This is a genomic window from Bacteroides ilei, from assembly GCF_900128495.1.
GTDB classification, from domain to species: domain Bacteria; phylum Bacteroidota; class Bacteroidia; order Bacteroidales; family Bacteroidaceae; genus Phocaeicola; species Phocaeicola ilei.
Map to the genome: position 1 here is coordinate 1,698,680 of NZ_LT635801.1, position 19,160 is coordinate 1,717,839.

Genomic DNA, 19,160 nt, shown 5'->3' on the forward strand with positions numbered 1-19,160 from the left:
TATGTGGAAGAATACTTGGGGAGTAAAAGAAGGAATAATGACCTGTGGCGGATTGATAGCCATAGGTCTTATTTTGCATCTATTTACGGGGGCTGTTGACTGGAGCAGTTTTGCTTGGCCACTTAATATCTGTATTTTAACAGTGTATGTAGTGGTTTTGATAATGCTTTATATTTTAAGGAAAAAGCTATATTTTGTTCGTTGGACAATGTCGTATAATGCAGCTGTACCATCATTGATAGCAGTTGTATTTCTGACATTCCTTATGGGGATGATAAAACAGATGCCGTCTTCTGTTTCTTCGGACGGATTTTCCATATTTAACAGTATGCTTTCTTTTTGGCCTTTCATTCTGGTTTATATTTGGATGACTTCAATAGTGGGGCTAGTTTCTATAAAATATTTGTTCTCATTTCGTGTTGCCAGAATACCATTTCTGCTAAATCATTTAGGGTTGTTTATAGCTTTGGTTTCAGCTACTTTGGGAAGTGCTGACATGAAGAGGCTGACTATGAATACCCGTATTGGTCAGACTGAATGGCGTGCTACAGACATTAACGGGAATTTACATGAATTGCCGTTAGCCATAGAACTAAAGGACTTCAGTATAGACGAATACCCACCGAAACTGATGCTGATAGATAATTCTACAGGAAAGGCTTTACCATATGATAAACCTGAACACCTTTTGCTGGAAGATGGGGTAAATTCAGGTAAGCTGTCAGAGTGGAAGTTTGAAATATTGGACAGAATAGAAATGGCTGCATCAGTATCAGGAGAAGATACTGTAAGGTATGTTGAATGGCCAAGTACCGGAGCCACTTATGCTGTAAACGTGAAGGCTGTTTCCTGTGATGGGAAACGAACTGCAAGTGGTTGGGTAAGCTGTGGAAGTTTTCTGTTCCCATATCAGGCTCTTCGCCTTGATAGTATTTGCAGTCTGGTAATGCCGGATAGAGAACCCAGACGTTTCTCTTCAGATGTAGTTATATATACAGAAAGCGGAAAAAAACAGGAAAAAACAATAGAAGTAAACAAACCTGCAGATATAGAAAACTGGAAGATTTATCAGTTGAGTTATGATGAAAGCAAAGGACGTTGGAGTGATATAAGTGTTTTTGAACTGGTTTTAGATCCTTGGCTTCCGGCTGTTTATGTAGGAATTATAATGATGATGTTTGGTGCTGTGTGTATGTTTGTCACTGCCCAAAAGAAAAATAATTAGAAAATAGGGAAATATGATGAGTTGGGACTGGTTTATATATTTTGCCATAGCGTCTGTATTGTTCTGGATTATAGGTTCATGGAATGCTTTTAAAGAATTCAAAATACGAGCATGTACATTTACTTTTATAGGACTTCTTGTCTTTGGAACATTTATAGTCTTGTTGTGGTATTCATTGGAGAGACCTCCTTTGCGCACAATGGGAGAGACCCGTCTGTGGTATTCTTTTTTCCTGCCATTTGCTGGGTTGATTACCTATATGAGATGGAGGTATAAATGGATACTTGGATTCAGTACTATACTGTCTGTAGTATTCATTTGTGTAAACATTCTTAAACCTGAAATTCACAATAAGGCTTTGATGCCTGCGTTGCAAAGCCCATGGTTTGCTCCTCATGTCATTATATACATGTTTGCTTATGCTATGCTTGGGGCTTCGGCCATAATGGGAATTTATCTTTTATGGATAAAGAAAAATCAAGGCGATGTCAAAGAAATGGCCTTGTGTGATAACCTGGTATATGTCGGATTGTCATTCATGACTCTAGGTATGTTGACCGGAGCATTATGGGCAAAGGAAGCATGGGGACATTACTGGTCATGGGACCCAAAAGAAACATGGGCTGCAGTTACATGGTTTTCATATCTCACATATATACATATGAGGATAGGAATGCATAATAAACGGAAAGCATCCTTGTATGTTTTACTGTTATCGTTTGTGTTTCTGCAGATGTGCTGGTGGGGAATAAATTATTTGCCGTCTGCACAAGGTAGCAGTATACATACTTATAATATGAACTGATTAAACCTTATGATTTATGAGAAGAAGAAACTTATCTATGTTGATAGCATTCTTATTTATAGGAAATGTATCAATCTCTTATGCCCAGGAAGAAAATAACGAAAAAGACAAATTTTTTGTTTCGGCCCAGATTCGTACAAGAGGTGAATACCGTAATGGAGCATTGTATCCGCGTAATGAAAGTGATTTGCCGTCCGGTTTTATAAATGAACGTGTCAGACTTTCATTGGGATATGAACGTCAACGCCTTTCTCTGAAATTCTCTGCTCAGCATGTAGGTGTATGGGGACAGGATGCCTTGGTGGATAAGAACGGCCGTTTCATATTGAATGAAGCATGGGCTGCATTTGAATTTAATGATTATTGGTTTATGCAGTTGGGAAGACAGGCTCTTTCGTATGACGATGAGCGTATTCTCGGAGGGTTGGACTGGAATGTAGCCGGACGTTATCACGATGCTCTGAAAATTGGATATAGAAAAAATGGGCATCAGCTTCATGGTATATTTGCATTTAATCAGAATGACGAGAATGTTATAGGAGGAACATTCTATGATAGCAGCAAGACAAAGCTGTATAAGAATATGCAGACTTTATGGTATCATTATGATTTTGCTTCAACCCCTTTACAGTTTTCAATTATGGCAATGAATCTTGGTCAGGAGGGAGGCGATGCTGAGTCAAGAAAATCTGACACTCAATATATGCAGACATTCGGAACATACATTAAATATGCTCCCGGCCAATGGAATTTATCCGGTGCATTTTATTATCAGTTCGGCAAGAATGTATCATCACGTTCAGTATCAGCTTTTATGGGTAGTGCACGTGCTTCATATAATATAAATAAAAGCTGGTCTGTAAATGTTGGAACTGATTACTTGAGTGGAAATGATAAGTCTGACGGAACATATAAGGCTTTCAACCCATTATATGGAACACACCATAAGTTTTATGGGGCAATGGATTATTTCTATGCTTCTGATTTTATTGGAGGTTATAACCCAGGGCTTTCCGATACTCAGATTGGAGTTGGTTATAAGGTGTCTTCTTCAGTATCGATGGGAATGAATTATCATTATTTTGCTACAGCTGTGAAACTTGAAAATCTGGAACGTTCATTAGGATCTGAAATTGATTATCAGCTGGACTGGAAGATAATGAAGGATGTAAGTTTGTCTTTAGGCTATTCTGTAATGTTCGGGACTTCAACAATGGATATTGTAAAAGGAGGTAACCATAACAGCTGGCAAGACTGGGGATGGATATCACTGAATATAAACCCACAAATCTTTTGTAAGTGACGATTCCTGTATGAGTTTTGGTGGTAATTATTCTGAATTCAAGTTTCGATAATAAAATGTATATTAAACAGAACGCTCAATTGAGTAAATTGTAAGCTTCCAAAATTGGCGTATTGACTAGCATGTCTCTTTCGCATACCTTCGTGCTAAACTTAAAACTCGAAAGATTATGTTTAGCGAAAAAGATTTTGAAAGACTGTGGTTCCTCTACAAAACCGAGGGTGAGCCCAATGGGGTTTCCATCAACTCGTTCTGCATTGGCAACAATATTCCATACACGGCATTCTATGACTGGTTCAAGAAGACACAGAAAAAGGTTGTACCTGTAGAAGTTGAAGGAATTCCGGAAGAGCTGATTCGGACAGGCAATGAAGAACGGCAGGAGGTTGCTAAAGACAAGCTCAAACGTACAACTCCCCATAAAGGAAGCATTATGGTGACGATAAGAACTCGTGAGGGCTTGTGCATACAGAAGAAAGGCTTAGACTATCAGGGGCTGAAAACACTGGTAGAGAAACTGGAGGGCTTATGCTGAGCATCAACGGTCTTCACAACTTCTACTACCTTCCTGAGCTTCACGATATGAGATGCAAGGCTCAGCGTATATGCGAGATAATCCGAGGTCGATACCACCGTGATCCATTGAATGGTGATGTTTACATGTTCATGTCTAAAGACCAGCGCAAGGTTCGTATGATACACTATGAGCGCAATGCCTACTACCTTCATGAGAAGTCTTTCATTAAGGGCTATAAGTTCATGAAAATAGAGCGCAAGAACGATGTGACAGTATATAAAATAGACTGGAAAGACCTGGTCACGATACTTGAAACTCCAGTAATAACGAGTATAAGAATTTAAAGATAAAACTCTGACAATCAGCGATAAAAATTCTCTAAATATTTGTATATCTCATTGAAAATGAGTATCTTTACATAAAATATTAGAGAACATGGAACTGGAAGAGCTCATAGAAAATACACTCAGACGCAAGCATCTTGAAGAGATGATGAACAGACCCGAAAAGGAGCATACACCCCTTGAAGGTATGGATAATGAGCAGATAAAGAGGTTCGCCCTGTTCCTGTTTGAGGAAAATCAGAGCAAGAGCAAGCAGCTTGACGAAATGATAGCACGGCTTGATGAAATAGGAAAAGACCTGAAGGAGTCCAATAAGAAAATAGACTCCCTTACAAATGCCCTGCTTAAGGCAAACAGCAAGGCTGACAAGGTTGTCCTTGAATACAAGCTCCGCGATAAGGAGTATAAAAAACTTGAGAAAAAGTATAATGCCCTTTTAGAACGTCTTTCCATTATGAATACCCAGACCTATGCCTCTTCCAAAAGTCTCAAAGGTATTGACCGTAAAAGGGTCGTAAAAGGGAAGCATGATGACAAGGATGATTTTGACGGTACTCCTACTGCTCCACCAAGCGAGGTTCCACAGCCGGACTCTTCCGCATCATGCGACACGCAGGATACTCCGAAGGCTTCCCTTTCCAAGGAAAGACCATACAGGAAAGGAATGACATACAATAAGACTTGTGTAGGTACACCGATTATACACAGGTCTGATTATACAATGCTTCCTGAGGATTCTGTTGTAATATCGTCAAGCTACCGTAAAATAAGAAACATTGTGAGCCATATTGAGGAACATCACTTTGAGGTACTTAAGGTGAAGCATGCCGACGGCAGGATTGAAAGCATGTTCCTTCCTATGAAGGATGACGTCCGGGCAAGCCTTTATGACGAGATAGTACCGGGTACAAGCATTACGGCAAACATGCTCTCGTATCTGATGTTCAACCGCTTCCAGATGTCGACACCGGCATACAGGGAGGCGAAGAACCGTCTGTCGGATATGGACTGGAACACCTCTGTGCAGAACCTGCTGAACTGGGCCGACAAAGGTGCCATGCAGCTCAATAAGCTGATACCTGCCCTCAAGAAGATTGCCCTTCAGGACGGTGCCAACGTGAATGTGGACGAGACATGGCTCCGCTATCACGCATACAATAAGAAACGAAAGACCTATATGTGGTGTCTGGTAAACAGAAAAGCGCGTATAGTCATCTTCTTCTACGAGGATACAACGGATGATGAAGGTGTACAGAAACATGGAGGCAGGAACAGAAATGTGTTGAAGGAGTTCCTTGGTGATGCAAAAATCAAATCACTGCAGAGTGACGGTTATAACGTATATATGTATCTTGACAACGAACTTATGGATATAGATCATCTCTGCTGTCTGGCTCATGCAAGGGCAAAGTTCAAGTATGCCTTCGACCAGGGAAGCCCGCAGGCAAGAATCTTCCTTGAGCAGATAGCAAAGCTATACGGCATGGAAGATACTTATCGCCGGGAAAAACTTACTGCAGACGAGATTTACCGCAGAAGGAACAGTAAGGAAACAACTGAGGTCATCGAGAAGATAAGGACAGAACTTTATGATCTGCTTGCAAATCCGGATGAGAACCGAAGCGAACTTATGAGCAAGGCTCTTAACTATCTGAAGAACTTCTGGAATCAGATCTTTGCCTACAGAAATGATGGAGAATACTCCATAGACAATATGGCAGCAGAAAGAGCGATAAGACCAATCACTGTCCAAAGAAAGAACAGCCTGTTCTTCGGAAGCGTGAAAGGAATACAGAACTCCGCAATCTATAATACCTTTATAGAAACCTGCAAACAGGCAGGAGTCTCCTTCAGGGATTACTTCTGCAAGCTGCTCAGAGAATTAAAAAAGGGAAGAACGGATTACGAAAACCTTCTTCCCATGACAATATGCAAATAATAATCGTTAAATTTGTGGATTCTTTTTTAGACGGGTGCCGACTGGCGCCCGTCTAAAAGGGGATACCCTAAAATTACGTGAGTTCGATATAAAATTAGAAAATAGACAGTTGTCCGTCATTGACAAAGTTTACATCAATGGCGGGCTTCTTTTCAAAAAAGCAATATGCTGCTATAGCCGACAAAGAGTTGGCTATAAAGTTATTGAACGAACGATGTCTGGAGTGTTCTATCTGTGCAATGTTCTTCAGCTCGTCATTGACCGTCTCAATCAAGGCCCTTTTTCTGAGCAGAATCTTGTCGGCAATGCTCATCAGCGAGTTCTTCATATTGTTTTTAACTTTAGTGACAAGCTGAATGCCATCAAGGAAAAGGTTCTCGAACAGAGCTTGGCCAATATATCCTTTGTCTGCACATAGTTTTCCTTTGATGTTTTTCAGAAACTTACCCTGCTTCAAAGGCTCCCGGTCATCCACGTTTCCAGGAGTAAACATAAAATTGAGAATTTCCCCTTTGTCATTGATTATCAGATGTAGTTTGAATCCGAAGAACCATCCCATAGTGAACATTTTCCACGCTCGGCAAGTCCTTCAAATGTCTTATGAATAAGGATTCTTTGGTTACGGCAGACACGTAAAGGAGTGGAGTCGACAAAACTGATGCCGGTACAGGTTCCCAGCAAAACTTTCTTGATGAAGATGGTCATGGGAAGCAGCACTTCTTTCTCCAGCTCCACAAAACGGTTATAAGAAACCTGACGCGGAAAAAGGTGTTTCAGATGTTTACAGACATATTCCTTGTAGTAATGCTTGAAACAGCGAAAACCACCGGAGTGAAATAGGATTAGAATAACCATAATCTCAGCATCATTCATACGGTTAGGTTTGTTACGATGCCTGGTTTTCTTATCCTCAATCATATATTTTTCCTGTTGCAATGTAAATTCCTTGCAAAAATCATCGGCCATACAATAAATCTCTGTAACTTTAGACTCTGGAAACATAGTGGTAATCGTTTAAATCTTATAATTCAGCACTATAAATTTAATACTTTTATCGCTATGTTTCTAATTATCACTGAAATATATTTATTACTATTTCGAACTCACGTTAAAATTGGAAGTTTACGAGTAAATTACATATAATTTACTGTAAGTAGAAAATAGAAGACCTGGCAAATAGTCATGAAATAAAAGTAAATGAGCTATTTGTCAGGTCTTCTATTATAATTGAAATTAATCTTGATATTATATGGGCCTTTTAATTTTAGCCAAGTTTAATTCTATGTTACCATTAGGTATTCTTTTTATTAATCCTTCCTTTTCCATTTTATTGAATTCAGTTGATAATGCAGGTCTTGTAACATTCAAATATTCAGCCAGCTGCGTTAAAGTATGAGGCATCTTAATGATATTAGAGTCTTTAGCCTGCTTTTTAAACAGATATACTAGGATACGTTCTCTAATTGTTTTTCTGGATAAAACATCCAAACGTACAGTTGTACATATATTACATTTTCCGGATACACAAAGAAAACTTCTTAAAATATCAGGACATTCACTGATGAGACGGAATGTGGAATCCTTTGTAGCTGTCAGAAGTATAGATTCTTCAATCGTTTTAAATGTTGCGGGGAATCTGTTGTCTTCTTTAAACAAATGAGGAGTTGCAAATGCACGTGGGGCCACAATATTTTCGATTAGAACCTCATTGCCATTTGCATCAATAATATTGACCTCTAATTCTCCTTTTAATAAGATATATAGCCTGGAACAGGCTTCTCCTTGTTCTGCAATTATTTCATTATTTTGAATCTTGAATAAATTAAAATCAAGTTCCTGAATGAGTCTCTTTTTTAATATAGTATTTAAATCACGGAATAGTGGTATTGAGAATAATATATCTTTATAATAGTCATTAAATTCAATTGTCTCCATAATCTTATTCTTTTTGAAAATGTACAAAGTTAGTATTTTCTGCCGACATTATGAAACTTTATCCGGACTAATATCCAATCTGATTATCAGATTACTGAGGATTATGTGAACATAGTGTTTTATTCATAGATGAAGTTTCATGTATGTATATTATATGCTTTTCAAAAGTTTAGATTTGAAATATTCGCTGAATAAAACATACAGTTAAGAATGAAAATGTATTGGATTGATTATTTCATCAGGTATTTTCTCTAATAAATATCAATGGTGTCATTTTTATTACATCGTATTTTTTTCATCTAAGGTAATTTTGTCGTATAGTTATAGAATATTTTATACCTAGGTAATAGAACAGAGGTTGTTCTTACCTGTAATATTAGGCAAATATTTAAGCATATTTAGAACTTTATGAGAAAAGTAAGTAGGGAAATGGACAGCAACTGGGCATTGGAAATAATGCGCAAAGCTCCATATATAACGGTTAGTTTTACAAGACCGGACGGTACTGCATATGGAGTACCATTATCTTTGGCCAGTAATGGTGATGATATTTGGTATTTTCATTGTGCTCCAGAAGGTGATAAACTTGATGCTATAGCAGTAAATCCAGAAGTATGTCTTTCTGCTGTTACAAAATGCCAACCTACGGTTGGTCCTAAAGATGGAACTTTCACTCTTCAGTACCGTTCGGCTATTGCATTTGGAAAAGCTGAGGTTGTTACTGATAATGAAGAAAAGATTTTGGCATTGAGATTAATTAGCCAACGCTTTCTGCCAAAACACATGGACGCTTTTGAGGAAGCAGTTAAAAGAAGCCTTCATCGTACAGCTGTAGTCAAAGTAACCTTGTCGGCTCCTCCAACAGGCAAGCGTAAACAATACGATAAGAATGGCGATGAAATGAAGTATGGAAGGATGGAGTAGTAAAATATTAGATTATGAATTTGTTTGATGTTTATTCTATATTCCCTATAAATATTGTTAGGGGTTCTGGTTGTTATGTTTACGATGACAACGGTAATTCATATTTGGATTTTTATGGTGGACATGCTGTAATATCAATAGGGCATTCTCATCCGTACCTTGTAAAATGTATGTATGAGCAGATGCAGAATCTGATGTTTTACTCTAACTCAGTAGTTAATAAACTTCAGGAGAAGCTTGCATATGAATTGGGGGAAATCTCCGGGTATTCTGATTATAGTGCATTTTTTGTAAATTCTGGAGCTGAGGCAAATGAGAATGCCCTTAAACTAGCCTCGTTCCATACCGGAAAGAAAAAGGTGATAGCATTCAGAAACTCTTTTCATGGTCGTACATCAGCAGCAGTAGAGGTAACAGACAATCCTTTGATCACAGCTCCTCTTAATTGCAATGATAATGTATATTTTTCAGGAATGGATATAGCTGAGGTGGAAAGTGTATTGCGTAGTGGAGATGTTTGTGCTGTAATAATAGAAGGTATTTCTGGGGTTGGTGGAATAAGAGTTCCAGAGGATAATTTTCTTAAAGAATTGCGTAAGCTGACTATACAATATGGCGCAATTCTAATTATGGATGAAATACAGTCTGGCTACGGGCGTACAGGAAAGTTCTTTGCTCATCAATGGAGTGGCATTAAACCGGATATCATTACTGTAGCCAAAGGTATAGCCAACGGCTTTCCATTTTCAGGTGTTCTGATAAGTGACGTTTTCAAACCTCGTAAGGGAATGCTTGGAACTACATTTGGCGGTAATCATCTTGGGTGTGCTGCTGCATTGTCGGTGATACAGGTCATGAAAACTGAAAACCTGATAGAAAATGCAAATAATGTGGGAGATTATTTCATACACAAACTGCGTTCTATTGAATCGCCATTAATCACTGATGTTAGAGGACGTGGGCTAATGATAGGAGTTGAGTTTGCCATATCTGTGTCAAAGATCCGAGAGATGCTTCTGTTCAATCACCATATCTTTACCGGATATTCTGGTAGGAATATTCTGAGAATATTGCCTCCATTATGTATTACAAAGTCGGAAGTTGATTATTTCATTGATAAGTTAGTATGTTGTTTGGATAAATTAGGATGTAAGAATGATTAAGGAAGGAAAGGTCCCTTACAGGGTTTTTGTTATAGCAGGTAGTGAACCTCTTGGCTCTGCAGGGATACAGGCAGATGTCAAGGCAATATCTGCATGTGGAGGATACGCTGCAGGGGCTATCACATGTGTTGTTGATGAAGATACAGAGCATGTAAAGGATGTTTGTTTAATACCTGTTGATATGGTAGTGTCTCAAATACAGTCTTTTATGGAGGATGTCGAGGCCGACTGTATTAAGACTGGAATGCTGTATTCGAAAGATTTGGTATTGAAAGTCTCTGAGACGATAAAAAACTATGCTGGTATACCGTTGGTGGTAGATCCTGTTATGGTTAGTTCCTCGGGTGATCAACTTCTTGAAGATGAAGCTATTTTTTGTTATAAAAAGAAACTGATGCCACTAGCCACTATCATTACACCTAATATGCGAGAGGCAGAGATTCTACTCGGGCGAAAATTGAATATACATGGGATTCTAGACGACTTGAAGGAACTTTCTATTTGGGGTAATTCTGTGATAATAAAATCTGTGCCATATAAAGATAAACTTGCAGATTATTTTTATTGTCCACAAAATGGTGATTTTAGGGAATATATTAAACCTATAATTAAAACAAAGAATGTGAATGGAACGGGTGATATGTTCGCATCATCTATTGCTACTTATTTAGCAAGAGGATGGAATATTATTGATGCAATAGATAAATCTGAAGATTTTATTCATAAGGCCATAAGTTATGGAGCAAAATTTTCTTTCGGGACAGGTTTTGGGCCGGTTTTTCCATTCTACAAGAATTATACTAAATTACAGAAAGAAAATCTCAGATATAGAATGAATATCTCTCAAGACAGAAATAATAGGTGATATATTGTTTGATGTTATTAATTATCTAGAGTGTGAAATCTTGATATATAAAATGATTATTGCATAATATTTTAAAGTAGATATTGATTTTATGGAACTTAGATGTAAGAAAGTAAAGGATATTGTCTTAGAAAACTCTGCAAGTGCGTCTGTTTTCTTCAGATATGGGATAGACTATTGCAATGGAAATATGAGTTTGGAAGATTTATCTGGAGAAAATAGCGCTAATATAGATGAAGTCCTCCACGATTTGGAAAATATATCACATCAGGGAACACCATTTTATTTATGGCCTTTAGATTTGCTTTTAGATTATATTATACCTCAAATCCGCAACCGCCCTCATAAGATGACACAGAGGTCAAAAAGGTAGCGACACTGTGGCAAAAGAGGGTGCAACGCAGCAAAAATCGCCACAAAGACGCATTAAATCCCCTTACCCCACCATGCGACTTGAGGCAATACGCAAAATCACGACCATAAGTTGTCGGTGTCATCCAAAGTCATTCTGGAACACATCAGCATAAGCGTTGTTGCATGAATAGATATTCAGCACATACTGCCTTGATGTCCTGACCCATTTGGCTGGCACAGAGATGAACTTGAAGACAAACGCCTTGATGCGGCTTGTTGCTTTGAGTCCGAACCTCTTCACGTCAAGCCTCGCCATGATGAATTTATAGAAGTTGCGTATGAGTGCCGTAAGCAGAAGAAACACCGTGTTTTCTCCCATGAAGGATTTTGGAAGCCTGTTCCAGCCGAATCCGTTATTCATGTCATCGAAGATGCGTTCCTTCCCTCCACGGAGGTTATAGAATTCGACAATCTCTTTCTCGGAAGACTCGTAGTCATTTGTAAGGATGCAGCGGTAGGTGTATTCTCCTTCCCACAGGTCGAGTTCGCCGTCTATCCGCTTCTGTCTTTGAATCACAAGACGGTATGCCTTCCCTTTCCATTTCTCGATGAGAATGGAGGCCAGCTCAAACTCAATGCCGCCCAATTCCACTTTCTTCCAACCTCTGAGGGCAAAGATGTCATTGTAGAGCGAACTGCATCGGTTGGCACGGATATAGAAGGTCTTGCAGTGTTTAGCAATCTCTTCCACTATCTCTTCAGAACACGAGCCGCAATCAGCTCTGAAACGGTTGATCATAAGCTTGTTCTTTTCAAACCTTTCAAAGAACCTCTTCAGCGTGTCCTTCTGGTGGAAACGGACATTTGTGTTGCCGTCGCTGTTCTCAATGCCGACAATCAAGTCGCCAATAACCGCCACGCCAGGACGGTATCCGAGAAACTTCTTGTATGTGGGTTTCGCATCAAACTTCTCAGCCTCTATGAACTGGTGGTCGAAGTCAACGTCATACCCCTCGCCATCTTTCAGCTGCCCTGTGGACAATAGGCAATTGAGGAGCAGTGTATTCAGCATGTCTGCCGTGTTTAAGTCGTAGGTCTTGCCAGTGTCGGATGTGTAGGAAATGTTATCCTGGGTCAGTTCCTTTATGGCTCTGAGAATCGTGTCGGCACTGCATGTGCGAAGTGTCGGATGAAGCGAGAGGTGATACATCAGATGAGTGGTGACATCCTCTATGCATGAGCCGCCACAGAAATAAACGCTCATAAGCGAACGGATGATTTCGCTGTATTGATAACCATACAGCCTACATCTCATACCGAGGGTTGAGTCGATTACAGATGAGAGATTGGAGTCAAATTGCTCCATTATTGAAAAAATTCCTCCAAAAGGAGAGAGTTTCTCAGATTTTATTGCTACCTTTGCCATGTCTGTCGGGTTTGATACATATTTTGATTTGCAACACTAAGATAGGTGAAAAATCTGACATGGCAAAATCCTGAGCAACTTTTTGTTGCTCAGGTACTTATAAAATAAGTTAAACTAAAATGCTGCGGAATTTAGGTTATAAAGTATCATCACAGGAATACAAAGGAAAAAGGGGCTTATCTTCTTTCTATGATTGAGAATGTGAAGGACAATTATGGAATGGAATATCCTGAATTAAATGAATTGTTTAATCAGGTTAAGTTGTCAATGCACGACTTGGAATCGCATTTTCAGAAAGAAGAGAGTGTGTTATTCCCATATTTGTATGAATTGTTCGATGCTTCACATAATGAAGAATATATAGAGACTATGCATTGTGGAACAATTTCAAATCCTATCAGAGTAATGACAATGGAGCATGAAAATGAAAGGATGCGCTATATGCATTTGAGAAAGATTACAAACGGTTTTAGAGTACCGGATGAAAATCTTTGTATAAATTATGAACAGATGATGGTTGAACTGGAAACGTTTGTAGAGGATTTATTTGAGCATATATTCATTGAAAATAATATTCTATTTCCTCAATTTGAGAAATTGGAGAGAGAATGGGTAAGATGATTAATTATGACGTAAATCCTATTTTTACAGAATGAAATTATGAATACAACACATTTGCAGCTAATTTCCTCTATGATAGAATACTATCGGGGTGATGCTAAACGAATACAACATTTTATCAAAGTATATAATTTTGCTTCATTGCTTGGAAGACAAGAACAATTGGACGAAGAAACTCTTTTTATTCTTGAAACAGCAGCAATTGTTCATGATATTGGCATACGTATATGTGAACAGAAGTATGGAGTTTGTGATGGAAAACACCAGGAACTTGAAGGTCCGGCAGAAGCGGAGAAACTCTTGATAAAAACAGGTAATTATACATGTGAACAGATAGAACGGGTTTGTTGGTTAGTCGGTCATCATCACACATATACAAATATCAGTGGAATAGATTATCAGTTGCTTGTTGAAGCAGACTTTCTTGTTAATATATTCGAGGATGGATTCTCTGCTGAAATGATTGAGAATGTAAGAAATAAGATATTTAGAACACAATCAGGAATACAATGTTTAGAAGATATGTATTTGAAAGCTAACTGATTTTATGATATAGCTTGAGAATACTGTTTTTATATTGTAGTAAGATCTAAATGAAGGAATCCCCTGTTTGGGGGATTTTTTATTTAGTAGTCATTTTTAAGTATATAAATTCTGGTATGTTGAAAATAGCAAGTAATAGAGATATGACATCTGGATCTCCATTGACTGTTTTGATTAATTTTACAGTCCCTCTTTTGTTGGGCAATCTTCTCCAGCAGACATACTCTATAGTTGATGCAGTAATAGTTGGTAAATTTTTAGGTATAAACTCTCTTGCGGCTGTTGGTGCAGGTACTTCTGTGATAACCCTTATATTGGGATTTTGTACAGGCTGTTGTTGTGGTTTTGGAATCCCTATGGCTCAGAAATTTGGTGCACATGATTATTTGACATTGCGTAGATATATTTTATTAGTCTGAAGATTTCAGCAGTAATGTCTATAATGATTGCCATAATAACAAGCCTGTTGTGCTCGGATATATTGGGTTGGATGAAAACTCCTGAAAAGATAATGAATAAAGCTTATATATGGAAAATCCACAGCGGTGTGACCCCGTGCGCCAAACAGGATTGACCCTTCCGGCCATTTTGCCATTGCCCACTTATGCCAAAATAAGAATAACCCCTGTCAAGCTTATGGTTTGACAGGGGATTTTTCTGTATTTTCGTTTACCGTCTTGGCCGACGGTTTAAAACAGTTAATACAATGGCAAAATTAAAAAATGTCCTCCGTTGTTATGTAATGGGGATGGGAATAAAAGGCATAAGCAGCGCTTTCGGCCTTTCCCGCAACACGGTGCGCAAGTATGTCCGCGCCTATCAGGAGAGCGGCCTTCCCATTGAGAAAGTGTTGGAAATGTCCGATGAACACCTTTACGGTATGTTTGTCGGTGGCAAGTCGCGTGTCAGGGAACCTTCCGAACGCCGTATCGAGCTGGAGGCTCTCCTTCCGGAATACGCCTCCCGCCTGAAACGGAAAGGGGTCACGGTACGCAAACTCTTTGAGGAATACAGGCGCGGGCATCCGGATGGTTACCGCCATGCGAATTTCGGTATCCTGCTGCGGCGGTATATGCTTCAGACCAAGGCCGTAGGCCATGTGGAACATTACGCCGGCGACCAGATGTACATTGACTTTGCCGGTGACAGGCTTGAGGTTACGGACGAGCTGACGGGAGAAATCAGGCAAATGGAAGTGTTTGTCGCCATCCTGCCGTGCAGCCACTATACCTATTGCGAGGCCGTCCGCTCCCAGCGTAAGGAAGACCTTATCACCGCCTGTGAGAATGCGTTGCATTTTTTCGGAGGCTCTCCCATGGCCATAGTGCCTGACAACCTGAAGTCCGCCGTCCTCCGCAGTGACCGCAACGAACCGGTCATTAATGAAGACTTCGAAGCTTTTGCCGAACATTACGGCTGTGCCGTATACCTGGCACGTGTACGTCACCCCAAGGACAAGGCTCTCGTGGAGAATGCAGTTAAACTGATATACCGTTCTGTCTATGCCGACATTGAAGGATTGACGTTCCATGATCTGAATTCGTTGAACCTTGCCATACGTGCCTCATTGGAGAAGTTCAACGCCGGGCGCATGGCATCGCGCGAGCATTCCCGCCGTGAGCTCTTCGAACAGTCGGAAGCCGACTACCTGCGTCCGCTTCCTGCCATGCGCTACCAGATGAAGGAACGCAGGACGGCGACGGTAATGCGTAACAGTTATGTCACGCTCTTCAAACACCACTACAGCGTGCCGAAAGAATATATCGGCAAACGTGTGGATATCGTTTATGACGCCGATACGCTGGAAGTCTTCCACGGGCTCAGACACGTGACAACCCATCACCGTGACGACACGCCTTACGGCTATACGCAGAAGGCTTCGCACAATCTGCCCGGCCGGCATGGAAGCTACGAGAAAGACCTGGGCGAGATCTTTCAGCGGGCTGCCTCCATCGACAACATCGTGCTTGTGTACCTGAAGGAAGTCACTGCCCACAAAAGGTATCTTCCGATAGCATTCCGCAGTTGCCGCGGCATCCTCTCCCTTGAGGAGAAGTACGGGCTGGAACGGCTTGTGGCGGCATGCGCATGTGCCTCGCAGGCCCGTCTTTACGGATATCAGGAAGTGCTCGACATTCTGGAAAAGGGCGGCGATGCGGACTTCCTGCCTTCCGCCGACGGTTGCGGCACGGAGGGCGGATTACCGGCATTGCCGCGGCACAAGAATATCCGCGGACGTGAATACTTCTCAAAGACAATTACACCCAATAACTTAAAGACAGACAACAATGAAAACAAATGAAAAGACGGCCCCCATCATTGCGGAAAAAGACCGCAACGCCGTATCCCTCGAACTCATGAACCGGATGAAGCTTTACGGCATGGCCGCAGCCTTCACCGAAAGTCTTTCGTCAACTTTTGCCGAAGCCGCCACGCCTGACAGCTTCCTCAACTGGCTGCTTTCCCGTGAATGGGACTACCGTTCGGAAGCCGCCATCCAAAGGCTCATACGGCTGGCCTCCTTCCGTTACAAAGCTTATCCGGAAGAGATTGACTATACTATCGGCCGGGGGCTTGACCGCAACCAGATGGAGCGGCTGGCTTCCCTGGAGTTCGTCCGACAGGCGCAGAACCTGTTCATCACAGGATCCTCGGGAACCGGGAAAAGCTTCCTGGCTACCGCATTGGGATACCAGGCATGCAAATCCGGAATACGGACTTTCTATGCGAGCGCCTCGAAACTCCTGGGATTCCTGAAAGTGGCAAAGGCAAAAGGCACAATCGAAACGGAACTCAGAAAAATAGAGCGATGTCCGCTACTCATTCTGGACGACCTGTTCCTCGTACCGCTTGACGCCAAGGAGCGTCCAATCCTGCTGGACATCATAGAGGACAGGCATGGAAGGAAATCCATCATTATCACTTCACAGGTTCCCGTCTCCAGCTGGTATGACGCCATCGGAGACCCTACAGTAGCCGATGCAATACTTGACCGTATAGTACACTCGGCACACCAGATTGAACTGAGTGGTGAAAGTGTACGGAAAATCAAGGCTGGGAAAAACAAATAATCTCAACTAACCAAAATAAAAATAACCCCCGTCGGCCAGGACTAATACAGGGTATTTAGCATTTTTTTCAGAAGGGTCAATCCTGTTTGGCACACGGGGTCACACCGCTGTGGATTTTCCAGCATTGCCATACTCTTCTTTTTTTGATGGTGTAAAAATACATGTTTTGAAAAGAGTTTGTTTTATGCAAAACACAGAGAATCAGTGAAATATAATCCAATCAGGTGGACTTGTTTTTACGTGGAAATTAAGTCCACCTATTTCACCTCCAGTAAGATGCGGTATTCTGCTTCAATTTGCGGTATGGATAAAAAGAAAAACCGCTGATAATGATTGATTATCAGCGGTTTTCATTGTTTTGCTTTTTGTTTGAGTGATCCGCTTGGGGCTCGAACCCAAGACCCCAACATTAAAAGTGTTGTGCTCTACCTGCTGAGCTAGCGAATCAATCCTTAGTGCATCATTTCCTGATTGCGAGTGCAAAGGTAGATGTTTTTGTTATAACTGGCAAACTTTTTGGCGAAAATTTTAGAAATATTTTCTTCTTTATTTTATAAAATTCTGATTACAAGTGGTTTATTGGTCTGAATAATAATTGATAAAATTATATGGAAATAGATGAATTTGAAAATATTATAGCTTTTTTTGTTTTTCTTCCTGTAATGTTTTCAGGTAACAGCTTCTGCAGAGTGGTTCATATTCTGTTTTTTCACCTAGCAAGACCCGTTTTTCGCTTGGTACCGTACGATGGGAGATATATGCCAGTTCACCGCATTTGACACAGATGGCATGTACTTTGGTTACTTCGTCGGCGATGGCACATAATGCGGGAATAGGACCGAACGGTATTCCTTTAAAATCCATATCCAATCCAGCTATGATTACCCTGACTCCCCGGTTGGCCAGTTCATTGCATACATTAATTACTCCATCATCGAAAAATTGAGCCTCATCAATACCTACTACGTCTATTTCGGAGCTGAACAGCAGGATGCTGGCCGATGAGTCGACCGGTGTGGACTTGATCGAATTATTGTCGTGTGATACTACTTCTTCTTCCGAATAGCGAACATCGATGGCAGGTTTGAATATCTCCACACGTTGTCTTGCAAACTTGGCACGTTTCAGGCGTCGGATCAGTTCTTCTGTCTTGCCTGAGAACATAGAGCCGCAGATGACTTCGATCCGGCCTCTGCAACGGGTCTCTTGATTATGATCTTCTGAAAAAACAACCATAGCTATTGTGTTATATTTTGAATAATCGGTTGCAAATGTACCGATTTGTAGGTATATAATGGATGAATCCAATCCGAATTTTCATGAAAACATGACAGGAAATATACAACATCTGTTAAATGTTGGTGGAATTTAACTTATCGAATCAAAATCTTTCTACCTTTGCTCATAGTATCATTAAAAGTCTCTATGGGAAAATTATATGTGGTTCCTACTCCAGTAGGTAATCTGGAGGATATGACCTTTCGTGCCATTCGGATTCTGAAAGAAGCCGATTTGATTTTGGCGGAAGATACACGTACGTCGGGGATTCTTTTGAAGCATTTTGAAATAAAAAATGCAATGCAGTCGCATCATAAGTTCAATGAACATAAGACTGTCGAAGGAATTATAGACCGGTTGAAAGCAGGAGAAACAATTGCTTTGATCTCGGATGCCGGAACTCCAGGCATATCTGATCCCGGTTTCCTGGTAGTTCGTGAGTGTGTCAGAAATGGGATTGAGGTTCAGTGTCTGCCGGGTGCTACGGCTTTTGTTCCGGCTTTGGTTGCTTCCGGATTGCCTAATGACCGTTTTTGTTTCGAAGGTTTTTTGCCTCAGAAAAAAGGACGTATGACCCGTTTGAATGTTTTGGCTGAGGAGGAACGTACCATGATTTTCTATGAGTCTCCCTATCGTCTGGTCAAAACGTTGACACAATTCATTGAAGTATTTGGAGCCGAACGTCAGGTTTCTGTCTGTCGTGAGATATCCAAAATCCATGAAGAAAGTGTCAGAGGTACATTACAGGAAGTGGTTGCTCATTTTAATGCGATTGAACCACGTGGAGAGATTGTTATTATTTTAGCTGGGAAAGAAAACTAAATTATAAATTCTAAACTGAAAAGGA

18 protein-coding genes, 1 tRNA gene and 2 pseudogenes are annotated in these 19,160 nt (G+C 40.5%); 16 read left to right on the forward strand and 5 right to left on the reverse strand.

What is annotated here, in order from left to right:
- Window position 1 precedes the first annotated feature (1 nt).
- The 6 genes from BQ7489_RS07305 to tnpC all read left to right on the forward strand — a co-directional run bounded on the left by BQ7489_RS07305 (window position 2) and on the right by tnpC (window position 6,133).
- Window positions 2–1,225, forward strand: coding sequence for a cytochrome c biogenesis ResB family protein (locus tag BQ7489_RS07305; protein ID WP_072530485.1), 1,224 nt, complete (start codon window positions 2–4; stop codon window positions 1,223–1,225).
- Window positions 1,226–1,241: 16 nt separating this feature from the next.
- Window positions 1,242–2,030 (forward strand): cytochrome c biogenesis protein, encoded by a 789-nt coding sequence (locus BQ7489_RS07310; RefSeq protein ID WP_072532060.1) that lies wholly within the window; start codon window positions 1,242–1,244, stop codon window positions 2,028–2,030.
- Window positions 2,031–2,046: 16 nt separating this feature from the next.
- Complete coding sequence (locus BQ7489_RS07315; protein ID WP_072530486.1) at window positions 2,047–3,333, forward strand: alginate export family protein; 1,287 nt, start codon at window positions 2,047–2,049, stop codon at window positions 3,331–3,333.
- Window positions 3,334–3,502: 169 nt separating this feature from the next.
- Window positions 3,503–3,868 (forward strand): hypothetical protein, encoded by a 366-nt coding sequence (locus BQ7489_RS07320; RefSeq protein ID WP_007901163.1) that lies wholly within the window; start codon window positions 3,503–3,505, stop codon window positions 3,866–3,868.
- A complete protein-coding gene (gene tnpB, locus BQ7489_RS07325; protein ID WP_007901161.1) occupies window positions 3,862–4,194 on the forward strand; it encodes an IS66 family insertion sequence element accessory protein TnpB in 333 nt (110 codons plus the stop codon). The genes BQ7489_RS07320 and tnpB overlap by 7 nt, the downstream gene beginning before the upstream one ends.
- 91 nt (window positions 4,195–4,285) lie before the next feature.
- Window positions 4,286–6,133: an IS66 family transposase gene (gene tnpC, locus BQ7489_RS07330; RefSeq protein ID WP_072530487.1), complete on the forward strand. Its 1,848-nt coding sequence runs from the start codon at window positions 4,286–4,288 to the stop codon at window positions 6,131–6,133.
- A 94-nt stretch (window positions 6,134–6,227) separates the two neighbouring features.
- Here the strand turns inward: tnpC and BQ7489_RS07335 are convergent.
- Both BQ7489_RS07335 and BQ7489_RS07340 read right to left on the reverse strand, forming a co-directional pair.
- A pseudogene (locus tag BQ7489_RS07335) lies at window positions 6,228–7,135 on the reverse strand (IS982 family transposase).
- Window positions 7,136–7,378: 243 nt separating this feature from the next.
- Window positions 7,379–8,068: a Crp/Fnr family transcriptional regulator gene (locus BQ7489_RS07340; RefSeq protein WP_072532061.1), complete on the reverse strand. Its 690-nt coding sequence runs from the start codon at window positions 8,066–8,068 to the stop codon at window positions 7,379–7,381.
- Between the two features lie 408 nt (window positions 8,069–8,476).
- Here BQ7489_RS07340 and BQ7489_RS07345 point away from each other — a divergent pair, with 408 nt between their 5' ends.
- The 4 genes from BQ7489_RS07345 (at window position 8,477) to BQ7489_RS07360 (ending at window position 11,393) form a co-directional block, all read left to right on the forward strand.
- Window positions 8,477–8,992 carry a pyridoxamine 5'-phosphate oxidase family protein gene (locus tag BQ7489_RS07345; protein ID WP_072530488.1) on the forward strand — a complete coding sequence of 172 codons (516 nt, stop codon included), beginning with the start codon at window positions 8,477–8,479 and terminating at the stop codon, window positions 8,990–8,992.
- Between the two features lie 14 nt (window positions 8,993–9,006).
- A complete protein-coding gene (locus BQ7489_RS07350; RefSeq protein ID WP_072530489.1) occupies window positions 9,007–10,155 on the forward strand; it encodes an aspartate aminotransferase family protein in 1,149 nt (382 codons plus the stop codon).
- Window positions 10,148–11,020, forward strand: coding sequence for a bifunctional hydroxymethylpyrimidine kinase/phosphomethylpyrimidine kinase (gene thiD / locus BQ7489_RS07355; protein WP_072530490.1), 873 nt, complete (start codon window positions 10,148–10,150; stop codon window positions 11,018–11,020). The genes BQ7489_RS07350 and thiD overlap by 8 nt, the downstream gene beginning before the upstream one ends.
- Window positions 11,021–11,111: 91 nt before the next feature.
- Entirely contained in the window at window positions 11,112–11,393 is a 282-nt protein-coding gene (locus BQ7489_RS07360) for a DUF542 domain-containing protein (protein ID WP_072530491.1), read from the forward strand.
- A 120-nt stretch (window positions 11,394–11,513) separates the two neighbouring features.
- Here the strand turns inward: BQ7489_RS07360 and BQ7489_RS07365 are convergent, their stop codons facing one another.
- The gene (locus BQ7489_RS07365; protein WP_071147970.1) at window positions 11,514–12,800 is read right to left on the reverse strand and encodes an IS1380 family transposase; all 1,287 of its coding nucleotides are present in this window, start codon (window positions 12,798–12,800) and stop codon (window positions 11,514–11,516) included.
- Between the two features lie 138 nt (window positions 12,801–12,938).
- Here BQ7489_RS07365 and BQ7489_RS07370 point away from each other — a divergent pair, with 138 nt between their 5' ends.
- The 5 genes and pseudogenes from BQ7489_RS07370 (at window position 12,939) to istB (ending at window position 17,035) form a co-directional block, all read left to right on the forward strand.
- Window positions 12,939–13,421 (forward strand): hemerythrin domain-containing protein, encoded by a 483-nt coding sequence (locus BQ7489_RS07370; protein ID WP_083580481.1) that lies wholly within the window; start codon window positions 12,939–12,941, stop codon window positions 13,419–13,421.
- Window positions 13,422–13,460: 39 nt separating this feature from the next.
- Entirely contained in the window at window positions 13,461–13,964 is a 504-nt protein-coding gene (locus BQ7489_RS07375; protein WP_072530493.1) for an HD domain-containing protein, read from the forward strand.
- A gap of 125 nt (window positions 13,965–14,089) precedes the next feature.
- A pseudogene (locus tag BQ7489_RS07380) lies at window positions 14,090–14,523 on the forward strand (MATE family efflux transporter); the annotation flags it as partial.
- A gap of 147 nt (window positions 14,524–14,670) precedes the next feature.
- A complete protein-coding gene (gene istA, locus BQ7489_RS07385) occupies window positions 14,671–16,266 on the forward strand; it encodes an IS21 family transposase (RefSeq protein WP_072530495.1) in 1,596 nt (531 codons plus the stop codon).
- A complete protein-coding gene (gene istB / locus BQ7489_RS07390; RefSeq protein WP_072530496.1) occupies window positions 16,253–17,035 on the forward strand; it encodes an IS21-like element helper ATPase IstB in 783 nt (260 codons plus the stop codon). The genes istA and istB overlap by 14 nt, the downstream gene beginning before the upstream one ends.
- A 374-nt stretch (window positions 17,036–17,409) precedes the next feature.
- Here istB and BQ7489_RS07395 read toward each other — a convergent pair.
- Both BQ7489_RS07395 and BQ7489_RS07400 read right to left on the reverse strand, forming a co-directional pair.
- Window positions 17,410–17,482 (reverse strand) — tRNA-Lys (locus tag BQ7489_RS07395).
- 186 nt (window positions 17,483–17,668) lie between these two features.
- A complete protein-coding gene (locus BQ7489_RS07400; RefSeq protein WP_072530497.1) occupies window positions 17,669–18,271 on the reverse strand; it encodes a thymidine kinase in 603 nt (200 codons plus the stop codon).
- A gap of 189 nt (window positions 18,272–18,460) precedes the next feature.
- Here BQ7489_RS07400 and rsmI point away from each other — a divergent pair, with 189 nt between their 5' ends.
- Window positions 18,461–19,135: a 16S rRNA (cytidine(1402)-2'-O)-methyltransferase gene (gene rsmI / locus BQ7489_RS07405; protein WP_072530498.1), complete on the forward strand. Its 675-nt coding sequence runs from the start codon at window positions 18,461–18,463 to the stop codon at window positions 19,133–19,135.
- The last annotated feature ends 25 nt before the right edge of the window (window positions 19,136–19,160 follow it).

Excerpts from the sequence above, each read along its gene's own strand:
- BQ7489_RS07375 (WP_072530493.1), top strand. The coding sequence starts at position 13,461 with ATGAATACAACACATTTGCAGCTAATTTCCTCTATGATAGAATACTAT.
- BQ7489_RS07365 (WP_071147970.1), bottom strand. The coding sequence starts at position 12,800 with ATGGCAAAGGTAGCAATAAAATCTGAGAAACTCTCTCCTTTTGGAGGA.
- istB (WP_072530496.1), top strand. The coding sequence starts at position 16,253 with ATGAAAACAAATGAAAAGACGGCCCCCATCATTGCGGAAAAAGACCGC.
- tnpC (WP_072530487.1), top strand. The coding sequence starts at position 4,286 with ATGGAACTGGAAGAGCTCATAGAAAATACACTCAGACGCAAGCATCTT.
- thiD (WP_072530490.1), top strand. The coding sequence starts at position 10,148 with ATGATTAAGGAAGGAAAGGTCCCTTACAGGGTTTTTGTTATAGCAGGT.
- BQ7489_RS07310 (WP_072532060.1), top strand. The coding sequence starts at position 1,242 with ATGAGTTGGGACTGGTTTATATATTTTGCCATAGCGTCTGTATTGTTC.
- BQ7489_RS07360 (WP_072530491.1), top strand. The coding sequence starts at position 11,112 with ATGGAACTTAGATGTAAGAAAGTAAAGGATATTGTCTTAGAAAACTCT.
- BQ7489_RS07305 (WP_072530485.1), top strand. The coding sequence starts at position 2 with ATGTGGAAGAATACTTGGGGAGTAAAAGAAGGAATAATGACCTGTGGC.
- BQ7489_RS07320 (WP_007901163.1), top strand. The coding sequence starts at position 3,503 with ATGTTTAGCGAAAAAGATTTTGAAAGACTGTGGTTCCTCTACAAAACC.
- BQ7489_RS07340 (WP_072532061.1), bottom strand. The coding sequence starts at position 8,068 with ATGGAGACAATTGAATTTAATGACTATTATAAAGATATATTATTCTCA.
- tnpB (WP_007901161.1), top strand. The coding sequence starts at position 3,862 with ATGCTGAGCATCAACGGTCTTCACAACTTCTACTACCTTCCTGAGCTT.
- BQ7489_RS07345 (WP_072530488.1), top strand. The coding sequence starts at position 8,477 with ATGAGAAAAGTAAGTAGGGAAATGGACAGCAACTGGGCATTGGAAATA.
- BQ7489_RS07350 (WP_072530489.1), top strand. The coding sequence starts at position 9,007 with ATGAATTTGTTTGATGTTTATTCTATATTCCCTATAAATATTGTTAGG.
- istA (WP_072530495.1), top strand. The coding sequence starts at position 14,671 with ATGGCAAAATTAAAAAATGTCCTCCGTTGTTATGTAATGGGGATGGGA.
- BQ7489_RS07315 (WP_072530486.1), top strand. The coding sequence starts at position 2,047 with ATGAGAAGAAGAAACTTATCTATGTTGATAGCATTCTTATTTATAGGA.
- rsmI (WP_072530498.1), top strand. The coding sequence starts at position 18,461 with ATGGGAAAATTATATGTGGTTCCTACTCCAGTAGGTAATCTGGAGGAT.
- BQ7489_RS07400 (WP_072530497.1), bottom strand. The coding sequence starts at position 18,271 with ATGGTTGTTTTTTCAGAAGATCATAATCAAGAGACCCGTTGCAGAGGC.